The organism is Enterobacter sp. Taxon_2, assembly GCF_058355295.1.
Genome location: NZ_CM178024.1, coordinates 3,546,072 through 3,562,134, shown reverse-complemented (window position 1 = coordinate 3,562,134; position 16,063 = coordinate 3,546,072). Strand labels below are relative to the sequence as shown.

15 protein-coding genes are annotated in these 16,063 nt (G+C 56.2%); 8 read left to right on the top strand and 7 right to left on the bottom strand.

The genetic code is table 11. The features are described 5' to 3' along the window. Positions 1-16 precede the first annotated feature (16 nt). A complete protein-coding gene (gene bepA, locus AC4IC4_RS16875; RefSeq protein WP_048991275.1) occupies positions 17-1,480 on the bottom strand; it encodes a beta-barrel assembly-enhancing protease in 1,464 nt (487 codons plus the stop codon). Between the two features lie 221 nt (positions 1,481-1,701). Here bepA and AC4IC4_RS16870 point away from each other — a divergent pair, with 221 nt between their 5' ends. Then, complete coding sequence (locus AC4IC4_RS16870) at positions 1,702-2,766, top strand: AI-2E family transporter (protein WP_024907566.1); 1,065 nt, start codon at positions 1,702-1,704, stop codon at positions 2,764-2,766. A 95-nt stretch (positions 2,767-2,861) separates the two neighbouring features. Here AC4IC4_RS16870 and bcp read toward each other — a convergent pair whose 3' ends face one another. Beyond that, positions 2,862-3,332, bottom strand: coding sequence for a thioredoxin-dependent thiol peroxidase (bcp, locus tag AC4IC4_RS16865; RefSeq protein ID WP_008501635.1), 471 nt, complete (start codon positions 3,330-3,332; stop codon positions 2,862-2,864). Next, the gene (locus AC4IC4_RS16860) at positions 3,332-3,901 is read right to left on the bottom strand and encodes a glycine cleavage system transcriptional repressor (protein ID WP_023325845.1); all 570 of its coding nucleotides are present in this window, start codon (positions 3,899-3,901) and stop codon (positions 3,332-3,334) included. The genes bcp and AC4IC4_RS16860 overlap by 1 nt, the downstream gene beginning before the upstream one ends. A gap of 145 nt (positions 3,902-4,046) precedes the next feature. Here AC4IC4_RS16860 and dapA point away from each other — a divergent pair, with 145 nt between their 5' ends. The 6 genes from dapA to ypfH all read left to right on the top strand — a co-directional run bounded on the left by dapA (position 4,047) and on the right by ypfH (position 10,504). After that, positions 4,047-4,925 (top strand): 4-hydroxy-tetrahydrodipicolinate synthase, encoded by an 879-nt coding sequence (gene dapA, locus AC4IC4_RS16855; protein WP_008501633.1) that lies wholly within the window; start codon positions 4,047-4,049, stop codon positions 4,923-4,925. Between the two features lie 16 nt (positions 4,926-4,941). After that, a complete protein-coding gene (gene bamC, locus AC4IC4_RS16850; protein WP_032646781.1) occupies positions 4,942-5,976 on the top strand; it encodes an outer membrane protein assembly factor BamC in 1,035 nt (344 codons plus the stop codon). 109 nt (positions 5,977-6,085) lie between these two features. Further along, complete coding sequence (gene purC / locus AC4IC4_RS16845; RefSeq protein WP_023332985.1) at positions 6,086-6,799, top strand: phosphoribosylaminoimidazolesuccinocarboxamide synthase; 714 nt, start codon at positions 6,086-6,088, stop codon at positions 6,797-6,799. 120 nt (positions 6,800-6,919) lie between these two features. Further along, positions 6,920-7,789, top strand: coding sequence for a KPN_02809 family neutral zinc metallopeptidase (gene ypfJ / locus AC4IC4_RS16840; RefSeq protein ID WP_491471556.1), 870 nt, complete (start codon positions 6,920-6,922; stop codon positions 7,787-7,789). Then, entirely contained in the window at positions 7,789-9,735 is a 1,947-nt protein-coding gene (locus AC4IC4_RS16835) for a tRNA(Met) cytidine acetyltransferase TmcA (protein WP_491471555.1), read from the top strand. The genes ypfJ and AC4IC4_RS16835 overlap by 1 nt, the downstream gene beginning before the upstream one ends. Positions 9,736-9,808: 73 nt before the next feature. Next, entirely contained in the window at positions 9,809-10,504 is a 696-nt protein-coding gene (gene ypfH, locus AC4IC4_RS16830) for an esterase (RefSeq protein WP_024907569.1), read from the top strand. Positions 10,505-10,542: 38 nt separating this feature from the next. On the opposite strand, the gene AC4IC4_RS16825 is transcribed toward ypfH, so the two are convergent. Genes AC4IC4_RS16825 through AC4IC4_RS16815 form a run of 3 tightly spaced genes read right to left on the bottom strand, consistent with a single transcriptional unit; the run spans position 10,543 to position 12,253 of the window. Beyond that, entirely contained in the window at positions 10,543-10,740 is a 198-nt protein-coding gene (locus AC4IC4_RS16825) for a YpfN family protein (protein ID WP_014171111.1), read from the bottom strand. Positions 10,741-10,764: 24 nt separating this feature from the next. After that, positions 10,765-11,892, bottom strand: coding sequence for a succinyl-diaminopimelate desuccinylase (gene dapE / locus AC4IC4_RS16820; protein WP_491471554.1), 1,128 nt, complete (start codon positions 11,890-11,892; stop codon positions 10,765-10,767). Positions 11,893-11,902: 10 nt separating this feature from the next. Continuing rightward, the gene (locus tag AC4IC4_RS16815; protein ID WP_032646769.1) at positions 11,903-12,253 is read right to left on the bottom strand and encodes an ArsC family reductase; all 351 of its coding nucleotides are present in this window, start codon (positions 12,251-12,253) and stop codon (positions 11,903-11,905) included. 387 nt (positions 12,254-12,640) lie between these two features. Between AC4IC4_RS16815 and ypfM the strand changes: the two genes are divergently transcribed. Next, positions 12,641-12,700 (top strand): protein YpfM, encoded by a 60-nt coding sequence (ypfM, locus tag AC4IC4_RS16810; RefSeq protein WP_015572204.1) that lies wholly within the window; start codon positions 12,641-12,643, stop codon positions 12,698-12,700. 109 nt (positions 12,701-12,809) lie between these two features. Here the strand turns inward: ypfM and acrD are convergent, their stop codons facing one another. Continuing rightward, a complete protein-coding gene (gene acrD / locus AC4IC4_RS16805) occupies positions 12,810-15,923 on the bottom strand; it encodes a multidrug efflux RND transporter permease AcrD (protein ID WP_024907572.1) in 3,114 nt (1,037 codons plus the stop codon). Between the last annotated feature and the right edge of the window lie 140 nt (positions 15,924-16,063).

Below are 16,063 nucleotides of genomic sequence, written 5' to 3'. Positions count from 1 at the left end.
CGTGAATTCTCCTTTATTACATCTTCTCGTACGGCTTAAAGCGCTGCTGCAGGCCGCGTAGCTGATCGATACGCGCGTCGTAGCGAGCCTGCTGGAGGCTGCCGAGTTTGACCTGCGAGCTGGCGCTGCTGAGCGCGGAAATCGCCTGATCGAGGCGGCCCACCAGGGCAAAACCTTCGGCACGCGCCGCCAGCTCCTGATCGCGGTTGCCGAGCTGGGCTTCCGCCTGAGCGAGCAGATCCCAGCCGTTTTGATCGTCTTTATTATTAAAGGTGTAGCGGTTGAGGATGGTCGCCGCCTCGCCAGGCTGGCCGCCCTGCAAGTAAGCGTTCGCCAGGTTAAGCTGCAGCACCGGGTTGGTACGGACGTCTTTCGCCCCTTTCAGGCGGTTAATCGCATCGGCAGGCTTCTTCTGCCCCAGGTCGATATCCGTCGACAGATCGAGGTACCACGGGTTGTTCGGATCGGCTGCCAGAAGCGGCTGCAGCGCCTTACGCGCCTCGTCGTATTTGCTGGCTTCCATCGCCTGGAGCGCCTGACCATACTGCGCGGCGTTTTTCTCTCGCACGTTGCCTTTTGCCAGGGTATCCAGCAGGTCGCTGGTGAGCTGGTTACGCCCGGAATTGTACATCCCCAGGGTTCTCACCTTCGCCATGTAGAAATCCTGCGAAGACTGGACCACGACCGGACGCATCTGGTTGGCACGGTTACGCGCGTCCGACAGACGGCTTTCCGGCAACGGGTGGGTCAAAAGAATTTCCGGCGGACGGGAAGAATAACGCGCCTGATCGAGCAGTTTTTCGAGGAAGCTCGGCATGGCCTGCGGGTCAAAGCCCGAACGCTGCAGCACCTGAATCCCGATGCGGTCCGCTTCCTGCTCGTTTTGTTGGGTGAAGCTGATCATCCCCTGGCGCGTTCCCGCCAGCGTACCGGTCAGTGCTGCCATCCCGGCCTGCGGGCTGGCCATCGCCAGCAGAATAGAGCCCAGTGCGCCCACCCAGGTGAGGGGGGCGTTACGTTTCTGGTCTTCCATCGCACGCGCCAGATGGCGCTGAGTGACGTGCGAAATTTCGTGCGCCATTACCGAGGCCAGCTGGCTTTCGTTGTCAGAGTAACGGAATAACGCCGAATGCAGCACCACGTTACCGCCGAAGAAGGCGAAGGCGTTGATTTCGTCGTTATTGATTAAATAGAAATGGAAGGGGGTTTTTACCGAGTCGGCGTGCGAAACCAGACGCATCCCCAGCCCGTTAATGTACTGTACCAGCAAAGGGTCGTTAATCAGCGGGGCGCTGCCGCGCAGCTGGCGAACATAGTAATCCCCCATTTGCATCTCTTGCCCAATAGAGAGCGTGCTTCCTGCTGTGGTGCCCATGTCCGGCAATGTATCGGACGAGTCAGCAAAAGCGGGCAACACCTGACCGACCGTCACCGCGGCAATCAGTGTCGCAACCAGTGTTTTTCTCAACTGCCTGAACATAACCACTGTCCTGTATGTTGGATGTGCTAATTTGACCGATGAACCGGTATATCGTTCATCTCTGCTGCTCTGGGAGTGTAGCCGTGTTGTAGCATGAAGAAAATCCCATTCATCAGGCTTTTGCGGATTGTGATCGGGATACAAAAAGCGAAAGTCTTTTTTGTGACAGTTAGATACAATTCATCGTCTCACTCCCGCCATTCGATTCAGGGAAGGGTTGTATGCTCGAAATGTTAATGCAGTGGTACCGGCGTCGGTTCAGCGACCCGGAAGCCATTGCTTTGTTGGTTATTCTGGTTGCCGGGTTCGGTATTCTGTTCTTCTTCAGCGGCCTGCTCGCGCCCCTGCTGGTGGCGATTGTGCTGGCGTACCTGCTGGAGTGGCCAACGGCGCGCCTGGAGCACATCGGCTGTTCCCGTCGCTGGGCGACCAGCATCGTCCTGGTGCTGTTTGTCGGCATCCTGCTGTTAATGGCCTTTGTGGTGATGCCGGTTGCCTGGCAGCAGGGGATCTACCTTATTCGCGATATGCCCGGCATGCTCAACAAGCTTTCTGATTTTGCCGCCACGCTGCCGCGCCGTTACCCAGCCCTGATGGATGCCGGGATTATCGACGCGATGGCGGAAAATATGCGCGCCCGCATCATGACGATGGGCGATTCGGTGGTGAAATACTCTCTGGCCTCGCTGGTCGGACTGCTGACGCTGGCGGTTTATCTTGTGCTCGTGCCGCTTATGGTCTTCTTCCTGGTGAAAGATAAAGACCAGATGCTCAACGCCGTGCGCCGTATTCTGCCGCGTAACCGCGGGCTGGCGGGGCAGGTCTGGGAAGAGATGAACCAGCAGATCACCAACTACATTCGCGGCAAGGTGCTGGAGATGATTGTCGTAGGGGTCGCCACCTGGATTGGCTTCCTGATTTTCGGCCTGAACTACTCGCTGCTGCTGGCGGTGCTGGTAGGGTTATCGGTCCTGATCCCTTACATCGGCGCGTTTGTGGTGACCATTCCGGTGGTTGGCGTGGCGCTGTTCCAGTTTGGGCTGGGAACTGAGTTCTGGAGCTGCTTCGCGGTGTACCTGATTATTCAGGGCCTGGACGGTAACCTGCTGGTACCGGTGCTGTTCTCCGAAGCGGTGAACCTGCATCCGCTGGTGATTATCTTATCGGTGGTGATTTTCGGCGGGCTGTGGGGGTTCTGGGGCGTGTTCTTTGCGATTCCCTTGGCAACGCTGATTAAAGCCGTGGTCCACGCGTGGCCGGATGTGCCGGCGGTGGAAGAGAAGTAGTTTTGAGCGGCCTGATGCCCTCACCCCGACCCTCTCCCACGGGGAGAGAGGGAAAACACGAAAAACGGCAACCTGGGTTGCCGTTTTGCTGTTTATCAGGCGCTTTCTTTCAGCCAGTTCAACACCACGTCGTGGTGATTGCTGGTTTTGAAGTCGTCAAACACGTGTTCAACTTTTCCGTCAGCGTCAATCAGGAAGCTGATGCGGTGAATACCGTCGTAGGTTTTACCCATAAACGTCTTCTCGCCCCAGACGCCGAACTGCTCGCACACCTGATGGTCTTCATCAGAAAGCAGCGTGAAGTTCAGCAGCTCTTTTTCAGCAAATCGTGACAGCTTTTCTGGTTTATCCGTGCTGATACCCAGCACTTCCACGCCGACTTTTTTCAACTCGTCCATGTTGTCGCGTAAGCCGCAGGCCTGTACGGTGCAGCCGGGGGTCATGGCTTTCGGGTAGAAATAGACCAGAACACGCTGTCCCTGGAAGTCGGTCAAATTTACTTGCTCGCCGTCTTGATCCGGTAAGCTAAATTTCGGTGCGATGTCACCGGCTTTCAGTGGGTTCATTACTCAACTCCATCCTGTTCGTGCTGCGAATAATTGACGACGCTTATACTGCCCTGCGCGTTTAATTCTGTACAGAGGGCTTTGAACGCTTGCTCGATATTTGACGCATCCTGTGATGCAGGACTGTGTGCGGTAATTTGAATAAAGAGCGTGGGAACTGTGCTTGCGTCGCCCGGCTGTGTGCGGGAAACGAGCTCGGCAATGTTCATCTGATGGCTGTCAAAAAGCGCGGTGAAGCGCTCTATCAGATGGGGAGAATCAGGCACTTCAACCTGCACCCAGACGGTAGAAGGCATAGCCGGACGCGGTCGCGCCGTGGTGCGCTTCATGACAATCAGCAAATCCAGCTCGGCACCCTTCAGCGGCAGGGTTGATTCAATCAACGTAATGGCGTTCCATGTCCCGGAAAGCAACATAATAAATGTGAACTCTTCGCCAAGCATGGCCAGACGGCTGTCTTCGATATTACAGCCGCAGCTGCTTACGTGGCGGGTGATGGTGTTCACGATACCCGGCCTGTCGGCACCCAGCGCAGTGATAACCAGGTAATGTTGTGATGAGGTTGTCAAACCTGTTCTTCCTTTGCTTGGTTAAGTCTTCCTAAGGAAAGCATAAAAAAAACATGCATACAACCGCCTGAGCGCCTCAGGTCGCTTGCTTTTATTACAGTTCCAAACGTAACATTGAGGCTCTTGTTCGCACAGAGGATGGCTCATGTTCACGGGAAGTATTGTCGCGCTTGTTACACCGATGGATGAAAAAGGTAATGTCTGCCGGTCAAGCATGAAGAAGCTCATTGATTACCATGTCGCCAATGGAACCTCGGCGATCGTTTCGGTAGGGACTACCGGTGAATCCGCAACGCTGAGCCACGACGAGCACGGCGATGTAGTGATGCTGACCCTGGAACTGGCTGACGGACGTATTCCGGTCATCGCGGGGACAGGGGCTAATGCAACCGCAGAAGCTATTAGCCTGACCAAACGTTTTAACGACAGCGGCATCGTTGGCTGTCTGACGGTGACCCCTTATTACAACCGTCCTACTCAGGAAGGTTTGTTCCAGCACTTCAAAGCCATCGCTGAACATACTGACTTGCCACAAATTCTGTATAATGTGCCGTCCCGTACCGGTTGCGATATGCTGCCGGAAACCGTTGGTCGTCTCTCGGAAGTAAAAAATATTATCGGTATTAAAGAGGCGACAGGGAACTTAAGCCGCGTTCATCAGATCAAAGAGCTGGTTTCAGACGACTTTATCCTGTTGAGTGGTGATGATGCGACCGCGCTGGACTTTATGCAGCTCGGTGGCCATGGCGTGATTTCCGTAACGGCAAACGTTGCGGCGCGCGATATGGCTGAAATGTGCAAACTGGCCGCAGCCGGTCACTTTGATGAAGCCCGCGTCATTAATCAGCGTTTGATGCCGCTGCACAATAAATTATTTGTCGAACCCAATCCGATCCCAGTGAAATGGGCATGTAAGGAGTTGGGGCTTGTAGCAACCGATACGCTGCGTCTGCCAATGACACCGATTACCGACCACGGTCGTGACATCGTCAGGGCGGCGCTGAAGCATGCCGGTTTGCTGTAGAGTTTAGGGAGATTTGATGGCTTATTCAGTACAGAAGTCGCGCCTGGCGAAGGTTGCGAGTGTTTCGCTTGTTATGCTGCTCGCTGCCTGTAGTTCAGACTCGCGCTACAAGCGCCAGGTGAGCGGTGATGAATCCTATCTGGATGCGACCCCGCTTGCTGAACTTCACGCACCGGCTGGTATGATCCTGCCGATTCAGAACGGCGATTATAATATTCCCGTGACCAACGGCAGCGGCCCGGTCGGTAAAGCGCTTGATATTCGTCCGCCAGCACAGCCTCTGGCGCTGGTTAACGGGGCGCGTACCCAGTTCACCGGTGATACGGCGTCTCTGATGGTTGAGAGCGCGCGCGGTAGCACGCTGTGGCCGCAGGTTGTCAGCGTTATTCAGTCGAAGAACTACACCATCGATAAACGCGATGACGCCAGCCAGACGTTAACCACCGACTGGATCGAGTGGAACCGTCTGGATGAAGACCAGCAGTACCGCGGTCGTTATCAAGTCTCCGTAAAACCACAGGGTTACCAGCAGGCGGTTAACGTTAAGCTGTTGAACCTGGAGCAGGCGGGTAAACCGGTTGCGGATGCCGCTTCCCTGCAGCGTTACAGCACCGAAATGCTGAACGTGATTGCCGCGGGTCTGGATAAAACCGCGACCGATGCCGCCAACGCCGCGCAGAGCCGCAACGGTGTGACCTTCGATGTGCAAAGCGGTGCGGATGATACCGGCCTGCCAATGCTGGTGGTTCGTGCACCGTTTAACCAGACCTGGCAGCGTTTGCCAGCGACGCTGGAAAAAGTGGGCATGAAAGTGACCGACAGCACCCGCTCAACCGGTAGCATGACGGCAACCTATAAGCCGCTCTCCGACAGCGCATGGCAGGAACTGGGCGCGAAAGATCCTCAGCTTGCCTCCGGTGACTACAAAATTCAGGTCGGTGACCTTGATAACCGCAGTAGCCTGCAGTTTATCGATCCAAAAGGTCACACGCTGACCCAGTCGCAGAACGATGCGCTGGTCGCTGTCTTCCAGGCAGCATTCAGCAAATAAATACGAGGGCTGGTGAATCCAGCCCTTTTTATTTTCGTGCCACGCAAACGTGTGCGTGGCATAATATGCCCAGTTTTGAACACAAATCATCACACCAGGAGTAATGAAGATGCAGAAGCAAGCTGAGTTGTATCGTGGCAAAGCGAAGACCGTATACAGCACGGAAAACCCGGATCTGTTGGTGCTCGAGTTCCGCAATGATACGTCAGCAGGGGATGGCGCACGCATTGAGCAGTTCGATCGTAAAGGCATGGTGAACAACAAGTTCAACCACTTCATTATGACCAAACTGGCCGAAGCGGGTATCCCGACCCAGATGGAAGCGTTGCTGTCCGATACGGAATGTCTGGTGAAAAAACTGGATATGGTTCCGGTTGAGTGCGTTATTCGTAACCGTGCGGCGGGCTCCCTGGTGAAGCGTCTCGGCATTGAAGAAGGTATCGAACTGAACCCACCGCTGTTCGACCTGTTCCTGAAAAACGATGCCATGCACGACCCGATGGTCAACGAATCCTACTGCGAAACCTTCGGCTGGGTGAGCAAAGAGAACCTGGCGCGTATGCAGGAGCTGACCTATAAAGCCAACGACGTGCTGAAAAAACTGTTTGATGACGCGGGCCTGATCCTCGTCGACTTCAAGCTGGAGTTTGGTCTGTTCAAAGGCGAAGTGGTGTTGGGCGATGAGTTCTCACCAGACGGTAGCCGCCTGTGGGACAAAGAAACCCTGGATAAAATGGATAAAGACCGTTTCCGTCAGAGCCTGGGTGGCCTGATTGAAGCGTACGAAGCGGTTGCTCACCGTTTAGGCGTTAAGCTCGACTAACTCCCTCACTTGCCAAAGGATGTTCGCATCCTTTGGCGTCTTACCTTTGTTTCCTATGGTAATCTTGCCGTTAACCGCCTACGATCATAGCTATTATAAATGGAATAGTTCGAGGTGGTTATGCGCTGGCAAGGGCGTCGTGAAAGTGACAATGTAGAAGACAGACGCAGTGATGGTGGCGGCGGTCCTTCAATGGGGGGGCCCGGCTTCCGGTTACCCAGCGGCAAGGGCGGTATCATCCTGCTGATTGTGGTGTTAGTCGCGGGTTACTACGGCGTTGACCTCACCGGGTTGATGACCGGTCAGCCGCTGCAACAGCAGCAGCATTCTCAGCGCTCCATCAGCCCGAATGAAGATGAAGCGGCCAAATTTACCTCCGTTATTCTCGCCACAACAGAAGACACCTGGAGTCAGCTGTTTGAGAAAATGGGGCGTACCTACCAGCAGCCGAAGCTGGTGATGTACCGGGGGGCAACCCGCACCGGATGCGGCACCGGGCAATCCGTGATGGGGCCGTTCTACTGCCCGGCAGACGGTACCGTCTATATCGATCTCTCTTTTTACGATGACATGAAACGCAAGCTTGGCGCCGACGGTGATTTTGCCCAGGGCTACGTGATCGCGCATGAGGTTGGCCATCACGTGCAAAAGCTGCTGAGGATTGAGCCAAAAGTACGCCAGCTGCAGCAAAATGCGTCTCAGGCAGAAGTGAACCGCCTGTCCGTCAAAATGGAGCTGCAGGCGGACTGCTTCGCGGGCGTCTGGGGTCACAGCATGCAGCAGCAGGGCGTGCTGGAATCCGGCGATCTTGAGGAGGCGTTAAATGCCGCTCAGGCGATCGGTGACGACCGTCTTCAGCAGCAGAGCCAGGGGCGCGTCGTACCGGACAGTTTCACTCACGGTACCTCACAGCAGCGCTACAGCTGGTTTAAACGAGGTTTCGACAGCGGCGACCCGGCGCAGTGTAATACCTTCGGCAAAGCGATGTAATGCTGGCGTTTGATCAGCTGATACGCGAGCTTGAGCGCACCGGCCATCGTCGGCTGGTGGTGCTCAGCGGTGAGGCGCAGTGGACGTTAAGCCAGGCGGTTGCCCTGCGTGACGCCTTGCCCGGAGACTGGGTAAGGCTTCACGAACATCCTTCAAAAGCCATCAGCGGCCTGCTGGGACGCGAGTTCCGGCATGCCGTTTTTGACGCCAGCACCGGGTTTGATGTCGCCGCGTTTGCCGCCCTGAGTGGAACGCTGAGCGCCGGAAGCCTTCTGGTGCTGCGGGTTCCGCCGCTTGCTGACTGGGCCGACAGGCCTGACAGCGATTCTTTGCGCTGGAGCGACAGCGCGGAGCCGATCGCCACTCCACACTTTGTGCACCACTTCTGCCGGACGCTTGCCGCCGATTCGGATGCGATTGTCTGGCATCAGCATCGTCCCTTGTCCGTTCCCGTTGCGCCGGATTTACCCGCCTGGCAGCCTGCCAGCGGCGCACCGCAGCGCGAGCAGGCGGAGATCCTCGACGTGCTTCTGACCATGCATGCGGGCATTGCAGCCGTAACGGCACCGCGCGGACGCGGAAAGTCAGCGCTGGCGGGGATGCTGCTCAGTCGCATTCAGGGGAGTGCGGTGGTCACTGCACCGGCTAAAGGGGCAACGGATGTCATTGCGCGCTTTGCGGGCGAGCATTTCCGCTTTATGGCTCCGGACGCGCTGCTGGCCTCTTCACATCAGGCTGACTGGTTGATTGTCGATGAAGCGGCTGCGATCCCTGGTCCGCTGCTGGAGAAGCTGGTGACGCGTTTTCCGCGCGTAGTGTTAACCACCACGGTCCAGGGCTATGAGGGGACGGGCAGGGGATTCCTGCTGAAGTTCTGCGCTCGTTTCAGTGGATTGCGGCATTATGCCTTATCGACCCCCATTCGCTGGGCTGCCGGATGCCCGCTTGAGCGATTCGTGGCGAATGCACTGTTATTTGATGATGCGCTTATCGATCGCAAACCGGAAGGCGATGTGCGTATAAAGCCGCTGACACCGCGGACGTGGGAGAGTGACCCGGCACGCGTGGCAAGCGTTTATGAACTGCTGTGTGCTGCACACTACCGTACTTCACCGCTCGATTTACGCCGGATGATGGACGCGCCCGGCCAGCACTTTGCTGTTGCCGGGACGGAGACAGAGATTGCCGGCGCGCTCTGGCTGGTGGAAGAGGGCGGGTTGTCCCCTGAGCTTAGCCGCGCCGTGTGGGCGGGATACCGGCGTCCACGCGGGAATCTCGTGGCGCAGTCGCTGGCGGCGCACGGCGGATCGCCACTCGCGGCGACGCTGAAAGGGCGACGGATTAGCCGCATTGCGGTTCACCCCCTGCGTCAGCAGGAAGGCATCGGGCAACGGCTTATCCGTAGCGCCAGCGGGGAAGACTATCTGTCGGTGAGTTTTGGTTATACCGACGAGCTGTGGCATTTCTGGCAGCAATGTGGGTTTGTGCTGGTGCGGATGGGGAGCCATCGGGAAGCCAGCAGCGGCTGCTACACGGCGATGGCGCTGCTGCCGCTGAGCGAAGCCGGGCGTCAGCTGTGCGCGCAGGAACATCAGCGTTTGTGCCGGGATATGCGCGTCCTGTCGGCCCGGAACGGTGAAAAGATCCCGGTGGAAGACGGCTGGGAAGCTACCCTTAATAGTGACGACTGGCTGGAACTGGCGGGGTTTGCGTTTGCCCATCGGGCGTTTTCAACCTCGGTTGCCGCGCTGACGCGGTTGTTGCTCACCGTTGATATGCCGCTTCCGGCCCTGCGGGGGAAAATGGCAGGGAAAGCGGATGAGGTCGGGCGAAAAGCGTTGCTGGCAAAGTTGCGCAGTGAAACCGCGCAAGCGCTTGAAAGCCTTGATTATCCGCGCTGCCAGCGGTTGAAGGAAGCCATTTTGCAATGGCAATTTTTTCAATGACTTCTTCAGTAAAGTGGCATGGTCATTCCCGCCGGGAGGCGTAGAATCCAGGTCATCTATTAAGGAGACCACCATGAAACACGACCATTTTGTTGTTCAAAGCCCTGACAAACCGGCTAAACAGTTACTGCTTCTGTTTCATGGTGTTGGCGATAATGCCGTCAATATGGGTCAGATTGGCAGCTGGTTTGCGCCCGTTTTCCCCGACGCGCTGATTGTCAGCATCGGTGGCGTTGAGCCATGCGGTCCGAACGGACGCCAGTGGTTCTCGGTTCAGGGCGTGACGGAAGAGAACCGTCAGGCGCGCATCGATGCCATCATGCCCACCTTTATCGATATCGTCCGCTACTGGCAACAGCAGAGCGGCGTGGGTGCCGACGCGACCGCGTTGATTGGCTTCTCACAGGGGTCAATCATGTCGCTGGAAAGCGTTAAAGCGCAGCCGGGTCTGGTTTCACGGGTAATCGCGTTTAACGGCCGTTTTGCGACGTTACCGACAAGCGCAACCACGCAGACCACGATCCACTTAATCCACGGCGGTGAAGACCGGGTGATCGAGCTCTCGCATGCGGTTGCTGCCCAGGAAGCGTTGATTCGCGAAGGTGGGGATGTGACGCTGGATATCGTTGACGATCTGGGCCACGCCATCGACGACCGCAGCATGCAGTTCGCGCTCGATCGTTTGCGCTATACCGTACCAAAGCACTACTTTGATGAAGCGCTCAGCGGCGGTAAGCCGGATAATGATGATATTGTTGAGTTTATGTGAGGTTATCCCCTCTCCACAGGAGAGGGGATACAGACCGATTACTTCTTCTGGTCTTTCTTCGGCCAGTCGTCGTCATCGTCCCACTTGTCGTTGAAATCACGGTGCGGGGGAAGATCCGGTTTGTTGGCGAGAAATTTTTTATGGTCAACGCGCTTAAGGTCTTTAATCACGTTCAGCAATACGCCAACCAGAAAAACCAACACCAGAATCCACCAGTACTTTGAAAGCCAATCCATTCGCTATTCCTCTCAGAGCGTTCGTCAGGCGACGAGTTGCTCCATAATACGTTGATACATACGGGCCAGCAGTTGCAAATCTGCCGCATTGACACACTCATTTATTTTATGAATGGTTGCGTTTACTGGCCCCAGTTCGACAACCTGGGCGCCCATACGGGCGATAAAGCGTCCGTCTGAAGTGCCACCCGTTGTCAGCAGCTGTGGCTTAATTTCATTATAGTGCTCGATGGCGTTCACCACCGCATCCACCAGCTTACCGCGCTGCGTCAGGAATGGCTGGCCGGAAAGCCACCACTCCACGGTGTAGTGAAGCTGATATTTTTCCAGCAGGGCGACAACGCGCGCCTTGATCATCTCATCGGTCAGTTCGGTGCTGAAGCGGAAGTTAAACTGGACGAAGTAATCACCCGGGATCACGTTATTGCTGCCGGTCCCGGCCTTGACGTTCGCAATCTGCATGCTGGTTGGTGGGAAGAATTCGTTGCCTTTATCCCACTCGATGCCCACCAGCTCGTTCAGCATCGGCGCAGCGCGATGTACCGGGTTATCGGCCAGATGCGGATACGCAACGTGCCCCTGAACGCCGTGAATGGTCAGGTTACAGGTCAGCGAGCCACGGCGCCCGTTTTTGACGACATCACCCACCACTTCGGTGCTGGACGGCTCACCGACCAGGCAGTAGTCCAGACGCTCGTTGCGCGCCATCAGCGCTTCAACGACCTTCACGGTACCGTTGTGCGCGCTGGCTTCTTCGTCGGAGGTGACCAAAAACGCGAGACGGTTTTTGTGGTTCGGATGCTGCGCCACAAAGCGCTCTGCCGCCACGACCATCGCCGCCAGAGAGCCTTTCATGTCTGCCGCGCCGCGACCAAACAGCATGCCATCGCGAATGGTCGGCTCAAACGGCGGGTTAATCCAGCGATCCGCATCACCTGCGGGAACGACGTCAGTATGCCCGGCAAAGGCCAGCGTTTCACCCTGGCCGCGCCACGCCCAGAAGTTCTGGGTATCGCCAAAATCCATGTGTTCAACGGTAAAACCGATGGCACGCAGGCGTTCAATCATAAGAGCCTGACAACCTGCGTCGTCCGGGCTAAGGGAAGGACGGCGAATAAGCTGCTGAGTCAGCTCAATGACCGGGCATGACATAAACTACACCTCAACGAAAAAAGTCGGAATAAAGGGTTTCACTGAAACCCAGCAGCATAGGCTGCCCTGGCGCGCAGAGCAATGGGCGTTTGATAATTGCCGGCATCTCGAGCATCAGTTTTGCCGCGCTGTCGGCATCGTTGATGCTGGCGCGCAGAGAGTCGTCCAGTTTACGCCAGGTGGTACCGCGGGTGTTCAGCAGGGCTTCCCAGCCCAGTTCGCGAATAGCGCTATGCAGAAATTCTGCATCGAGCCCATCGGCACGGTAATCGTGGAAGCGGTACTCCACGCTGTTTGCTTCCAGCCAGCGGCGGGCTTTTTTGATGGTGTCGCAATTTTTAATGCCGTACATCACAACCATGGTGAATCCTTTTGATGTTCTGATAATTAAATGTTCAGTAAATTCGAAGATATATCCTTAAGTGGAATATAACACATTCAGGAATCGTCTGGATTAATGTGTCTTCTTAATTCGACTCACAACTGTACGCTGAATATTCTTTCATCATTTAAGCATAGATGTCCATAAACTTTAAAAACCCAATAAAGTCAGCCAATAAAATAAAACTCACCCGTCCGTAGGGTTATTTCAAAATATTGCTGGCCGTCACAAAAAATTGAGGGCTCTCCGTTCATATTTATCATAAATCCCCGCGGGACGTGGGGTACAATCACAGCAATTGGTTAAATAGTCTTCACAATGATGGTACGTTTTTGTAGAATGCGCATAATAATAAGAGAGGTTGTTATGATTGAACGTGAACTGGGGAACTGGAAAGATTTTATCGAAGGCATGCTTCGTAAATGACATTCAGTAAGAATTGCAAGAGCACTAAAATAAGTAAAATAACCATAGTGTGAATTAATCACACAATAAAAAGGCGGCCGATAAAGCCGCCTTTTTTTATTTCAACCACTTACTCAGGACGTTCCTTCAGCGGGAAGCGGCGACGCACCAGCACAAAGAACAGCGGAACGAAGTAAATGGCCAGAATGGTGGCCGAAATCATGCCGCCCATCACCCCGGTCCCGACCGCATGCTGGCTGCTGGAGCCCGCGCCCGTGCTGGTTGCCATTGGCAGAACACCAAAGACAAACGCCAGCGACGTCATCAGGATCGGACGCAGGCGCTGACGGCAGGCGTGCAGCGTAGCGGCCATCAGCTCGTGGCCTTTGGCATTCATCTCGTTGGCAAACTCAACGATCAGAATGGCGTTTTTCGCCGACAGCCCAATGACGGTGAGCAGGCCCACCTGGAAGTAGACATCGTTCTCCAGGCCGCGCATCCAGGTCGCCAGCAGCGCACCGATGACGCCAAGGGGCACCACCAGCATGACCGAGAACGGGACCGACCAGCTCTCATACAGTGCGGCAAGGCAGAGGAAGACCACCAGCAGAGAGAGCGCGTAAAGCGCAGGGGCCTGCGCCCCGGAGAGACGCTCCTGGTAAGACATGGCCGTCCACTCGAGACCAAAACCGGCGGGCAGCTGCTGCACCAGTTTTTCCATGGTGTCCATGGCAGTACCGGTACTGACGCCCGGCGCGGCTTCCCCGACGATTTCAACCGCAGAATAGCCGTTATAGCGCTCCAGGCGCGGCGAGCCGCTCTCCCAGTGCGAATTAGCAAAGGCGGAGAACGGCACCATGCCGCCAGCATTATTTCTGACAAACCAGCGGTTGATATCGTCCGGCAGCATGCGGAACGGTGCGGCGGACTGGACATACACTTTTTTCACGCGGCCGCGGTCCATAAAGTCATTCACATAGCTCGAGCCCCACGCCGTCTGCAGGGTGTCATTGATATCGTTGATCGAGACGCCCAGCGCCTGTGCCTTACGCTGATCGATATCCACCTGGAGCTGCGGACTATCATCAAGGCCGTTATGGCGAACGCGGGTCAGGCCCGGATCGTTGCCCGCCAGCGCTAGCAGCTTATCGCGTGCCGCCATCAGCGCCGTGTGGCCCGCCCCGGCGTGATCCTGCAGTTCCATATCGAAACCGGCAGAACTGCCCAGCCCGCTTATCGCCGGCGGACTGCTGGCAAAGACGCGCGCCTCTTTGATGTGCGCAAAGGCTTTAGTCGCACGTTCAATGATGGCAAATGACGTTCCCGTTCTGGTATCGCGCTCGTCCCAGTCCTTCAGGCGGACGAACATGCGGGCGACGTTCTGCCCGTTCCCGCCCGGACCGGAGCCGACGGTAGAGAAGACCGACACCACGTTATCTTTCTCTTTGGTGAAGAAGTACTGTTCCACTTTCTGGACCACTTTCAGCGTCTGCTGCTGCGTTGCGCCGCTCGGAAGCTGCACCGAGGTGGTGAACATCCCCCGGTCTTCCATCGGCAGGAACGAGGTGGGCAGGTGCAGGAACAGCCAGACCATGCCGCCCAGCAGGACAACGTAAATCATCATCCAGCGCAGGCTGCGGTGCAGTACGCGACCGACGGCAGATTCATACCGCGCGGCGTTGCGGTTGAACATCCGGTTAAACCAGCCGAAGAAGCCTTTCTGACCGTGATGCTCCCCTTTGTGCAGCGGTTTCAGAATGGTGGCGCACAGCGCGGGGGTGAGGATCAGCGCCACCAGCACGGAGAGCACCATCGCCGAGACAATGGTTATCGAGAACTGACGGTAAATCGCCCCGGTAGTGCCGCCAAAGAAGGCCATCGGGATAAAGACGGCCGACAGCACCATCGCAATCCCGACCAGCGCCCCCTGAATTTGCCCCATGGATTTGCGCGTCGCCTGGCGCGGAGTGAGTCCTTCTTCGCTCATGATGCGCTCGACGTTTTCAACCACCACGATGGCATCATCCACCAGAAGACCAATCGCCAGCACCATGGCAAACATCGTCAGGGTATTAATGCTGTACCCGAACGCGTACAGCACCGCAAAGGTCCCCAGCAGCACCACCGGGACGGCAATGGTGGGGATCAGCGTCGCGCGGAAGTTTTGCAGGAACAGGTACATGACCAGGAACACCAGCGCGATGGCTTCCAGCAGGGTCTTCACCACGTCCTCAATCGACGCTTTAACGAAGGAGGTGGTTTCATAGGCGACTTTATACTCCAGCCCGTGCGGGAAATACTGCGACAGCTCGTCCAGACGATCTAACACCAGTTTCGCCGTCGCCATTTCGTTCGCGCCGGAGGCCAGTTTAATCCCCAGGCCGGAGGCCTGATTGCCGTTAAAGCGGCTCAGGTAGTCGTATTTCTCCGCCCCCATTTCCACCGTGGCAACATCGCCGAGACGCACTTCCGACCCGTCCTGATTCACGCGCAGGGTGATGTTGCGGAACTGGTCCGGCGTCTGCAGCAGGGATTGCGAATTGATGGTGGCGTTCAGAGCTTGCTTATCAACGGAAGGCGTTCCCCCCAGTTGCCCCACGGCAATCTGGGCGTTCTGGGCTTTAATGGCATCCGTCACGTCGGTTGCCGTCATCTGGTAGCTGTTCAGCTTGTTGGGATCGAGCCAGATACGCATCGAGTATTGTGAGCCGTAGGCGTCGATATCTCCGACGCCGTTAATCCGGCTGATAGGATCCTGAATATTACTGGCGACGTAGTCCGCGATGTCCTGTTTATCCATCGAGCCATCTGTCGAGACAAAGGCGATGGTCAATATGTTGGTATCACCGGTTTTACGCACGGTCACGCCCTGGTTCTGCACCGCCTGGGGCAGCTTGCGCATGGCCGACTGCAGCTGGTTTTGGACCTGCTGTACCGCTTCGTCCGGATCGGTACCCGCCTTAAAGCTCAGGGTCACCGTCGCCTGACCCGTGGCGCTACTTTGCGAGGACATGTACATCAGGTTATCCAGACCCGTCATGTTCTGCTCGATAACCTGCGTCACGGTATTTTCCAGCGTTTGTGCCGACGCGCCGGGATAGTTTGCGGTGACGCGCACGTTCGGCGGTGCCAGGTCGGGGTATTGCTCAACGGGAAGTGAAGTAATCGCCAGGACACCTGTCAGACACAACAGGATGGCAAGCACCCAGGCAAAAATGGGGCGATCGATGAAGAAATTCGCCATGAAAGTGTGACCTCGTTTTGCTGCACGTCATTATTGTTTATTGCCCGCATAACTTTAGCGGTAAGGGCAAGGTCAAACGTGGAGAAATAAAGGAGATAATGTAAATTATCATGCGCTTTTCCCTGCGCTTGCCCCTTTAC